Origin of the sequence: Micromonospora sp. NPDC005215, from assembly GCF_040607915.1 — a bacterium.
GTDB lineage: Bacteria > Actinomycetota > Actinomycetes > Mycobacteriales > Micromonosporaceae > Micromonospora.
On sequence record NZ_JBEXHQ010000110.1, the window covers coordinates 1 to 2,597 of the forward strand.

Below are 2,597 nucleotides of genomic sequence, written 5' to 3' on the forward strand. Positions count from 1 at the left end.
AACACCTTCGCGCCACGGCGCTTGGCCTCCATCACCCACTGGAAGCCCACCGGGTGCGCCTCAGCCATGTTCGAACCCTGGATGACGATCACGTCGGAGTTCGAGAGGTCCTGCTGGAACTGGGTGGCGCCGCCGCGACCGAAGCTGGTCCCCAGACCGGGGACGGTGGCGGAGTGTCAAATGCGGGCCTGGTTCTCGATCTGGAGCGCCCCCATCGCGGTGAACAACTTCTTGATGAGGTAGTTCTCCTCGTTGTCCAGCGTCGCCCCACCCAGGCTGGCGAAACCCAGCGTCCGGTTCAGCGGTCGACCCTCGGCGTCGACGTCCTCCCAGGTCTCGTCCCGGGCGGCCAGAATGCGATCGGCGATCATGTTCATCGCCGTGTCGAGGTCGAGGTCCTCCCACTCGGTGCCGTACGGCCGGCGGTAGCGGACCGTGGTCTGCCGCAGCGGGCTGGTCACCAGGCTCCTGCTGGCCGCGCCCTTCGGACAGAGCCGACCCCGCGAGATCGGGCTGTCCGGGTCACCCTCGATCTGGCTGACCTGCCCGTCCTTGACGTACACCCGCTGACCGCAGCCGACGGCGCAGTACGGGCAGATGGACCGGGCCATCGAGTCGGCGGTGTCGGTGCGGGCGGTGAGCGCCCGGGACCCGTCGGACTCGGCCGCCGTGCCCCGGCCGAGCGGGTCGGTGCCGGTGAGCTGGCGGTAGACCGGCCAGCCCTCGATCCAGGTCCGCACCCCCATCGCCGCACCTTCCCGACTAATCACATCAAATGTGAACAGCCTGACAGTAGACGAGGCGCCGACCCGGTCGCAGCGAGATCACAAAGAGTCATGCCTTCCCCGGCCCTCTGAAGCAGGCCGGAAAAGGCATGGTGTACGGCGAGGATCAGTTGGGCTGGAGCAGGCCGACCCGGTGGTCGCCGAAGGCCCGGTAGCGGCGCCGCTCCCAGAACAGCCAGCCGATGCTGACGATCGCCAGCACGACGAAGACCAGTGAACCGGAGAACGTGTCCCACAGGGTGTGCAGGACGACGACACCCAGGAACGTGCCGAGGAACCCGAACAGCCGCCCGACGCTCGGGCTGGCCAACAGCGCCCACAGCGCGCCGGCGGTGAGCCCGGTCCACGCGGTGTGACCGGCGGGCGCGGTCAGACCACGAATGAACAGCCCGTCGGAGGGCACCCGACGACGATGCTGGGCCACCACCGTGAACAACAGCACCACCGGGACGATCAGCTTCGCCGACTCCTCGATCAGTGCCACGAACAGCATGGGCAGGGCGCCGAGGCCGCGCAGGGTGTCGTACTCCAGCGTGCCGGCGACCACAGTGCCGATCACCCCGCCGAAGAACGCCGACGTCACAAGCACCGACGCCGGCACCTGCCACCGACCGGTACGCGCCTGCGCGAACGTCAGGAACGTCAACGGCACCAGCGTCGCCCCGAGCAGGATCAGCGCCGGGACGAAGTTCGGATTCTTGGTGCTGACGAGGGTCCGCAGCACCGCCAGGTAGAGGATCAGCCCGACGACGAGCACCCCGACCCATGCCGACCGGCGCCAACGATCACCCATACCGCGCAGTCTGGCGGATCCAGGTTACGAACACTAGCCACGGCCCCGAGATCCTGACGACTCCCGCACGGACCGCGAGGGTCGGGAACGATAACTACGATCTCCGATCATGCGTCGCATAGCACCGTTCCTGGCACTCGCAGCCCTGCTGACCCTGTCCGCCTGCACCTCGAAGCCCGAGGAGACCGCGGACGTCGCCTTGACCGTCTTCCTCGACAACGAGGTGACGGTGGCGCAGAAGGGCACCGTGGAGCAGCGACTCAGATCGATGCCGAGTGTCACCGAGGTGTCCTTCGAAACCCGCGAGCAGGCGTACGAGCGTCAGAAGGCGGATCTGAAGGACCAGCCCGACCTGCTGGCGTCCCTCAAGCCGGAGCACCTGCCGGAGCTCTTCCACGCCACCGTCACCGACGCTTCGATCGCCGAGGCGGTCGAACTGGTGCTGGCTGAGGTTGACGGCGTGGAGGACGTGGTGCTCAGGATCGCGGATGTCGACCCGCTGCCATCCCGGATCGGGGTCATCGTCCGGCTGGAATCGTCGGCGACCGGCGAGCAACGAGCCGCCGTGGAGAAGGCCGTCCGGGCACTGCCGACGGCGAAGTCGATCAAGTTCGAGGACCGCGACGCCGCATACGAGCGCCTGCGCAAGCGGTGCCAGGGCAAGGGCGACCTGGCCACCCAACTCCAACCGCAGATGACGCACGAGTCGTGGCGCTTCGAGATGCCCCTGACCAGGGAGGGATCTGGCGTGTCCGAGCTGATGAAGCTCGATGGCGTCGACGGCACACCCCTGGCTCCGGTGGCGATGCTGTAGTCGTCTGCTCCGCTGTGGCCGGCGGCCGGCGGCCGGCGGCCGGCGGTGACCGTCGGTCACCTCCGTGGGGGGCGGATGCGGTAGTGAGCGGTATACCTCTGAGTCATATTTATGGGTCTTGTGACGTGTCTGTGGGTGGTTGGGCGCGTCGTTTTTGGCGCACGCCGTTGTCCTGCCTAGGTTCTGGCTTGTCGAAGGTCGGAAC

Annotated in this window: 3 protein-coding genes; 1 reads left to right on the forward strand and 2 read right to left on the reverse strand. The window is 67.6% G+C overall.

What is annotated here, in order from left to right; translation table 11 throughout:
• Together ABZU25_RS34380 and ABZU25_RS34385 are read right to left on the reverse strand one after the other, a co-directional pair.
• On the reverse strand, positions 1-746 hold a 746-nt coding region (locus ABZU25_RS34380), incomplete at its 3' end, for a molybdopterin-dependent oxidoreductase (RefSeq protein ID WP_355033531.1).
• Positions 747-891: 145 nt separating this feature from the next.
• Positions 892-1,578 carry a PrsW family glutamic-type intramembrane protease gene (locus tag ABZU25_RS34385; RefSeq protein ID WP_355033532.1) on the reverse strand — a complete coding sequence of 229 codons (687 nt, stop codon included), beginning with the start codon at positions 1,576-1,578 and terminating at the stop codon, positions 892-894.
• A gap of 109 nt (positions 1,579-1,687) precedes the next feature.
• On the opposite strand from ABZU25_RS34385, the gene ABZU25_RS34390 reads away from it, so the two are divergent.
• Positions 1,688-2,392 carry a permease-like cell division protein FtsX gene (locus tag ABZU25_RS34390; RefSeq protein ID WP_355033533.1) on the forward strand — a complete coding sequence of 235 codons (705 nt, stop codon included), beginning with the start codon at positions 1,688-1,690 and terminating at the stop codon, positions 2,390-2,392.
• Positions 2,393-2,597 lie beyond the last annotated feature (205 nt).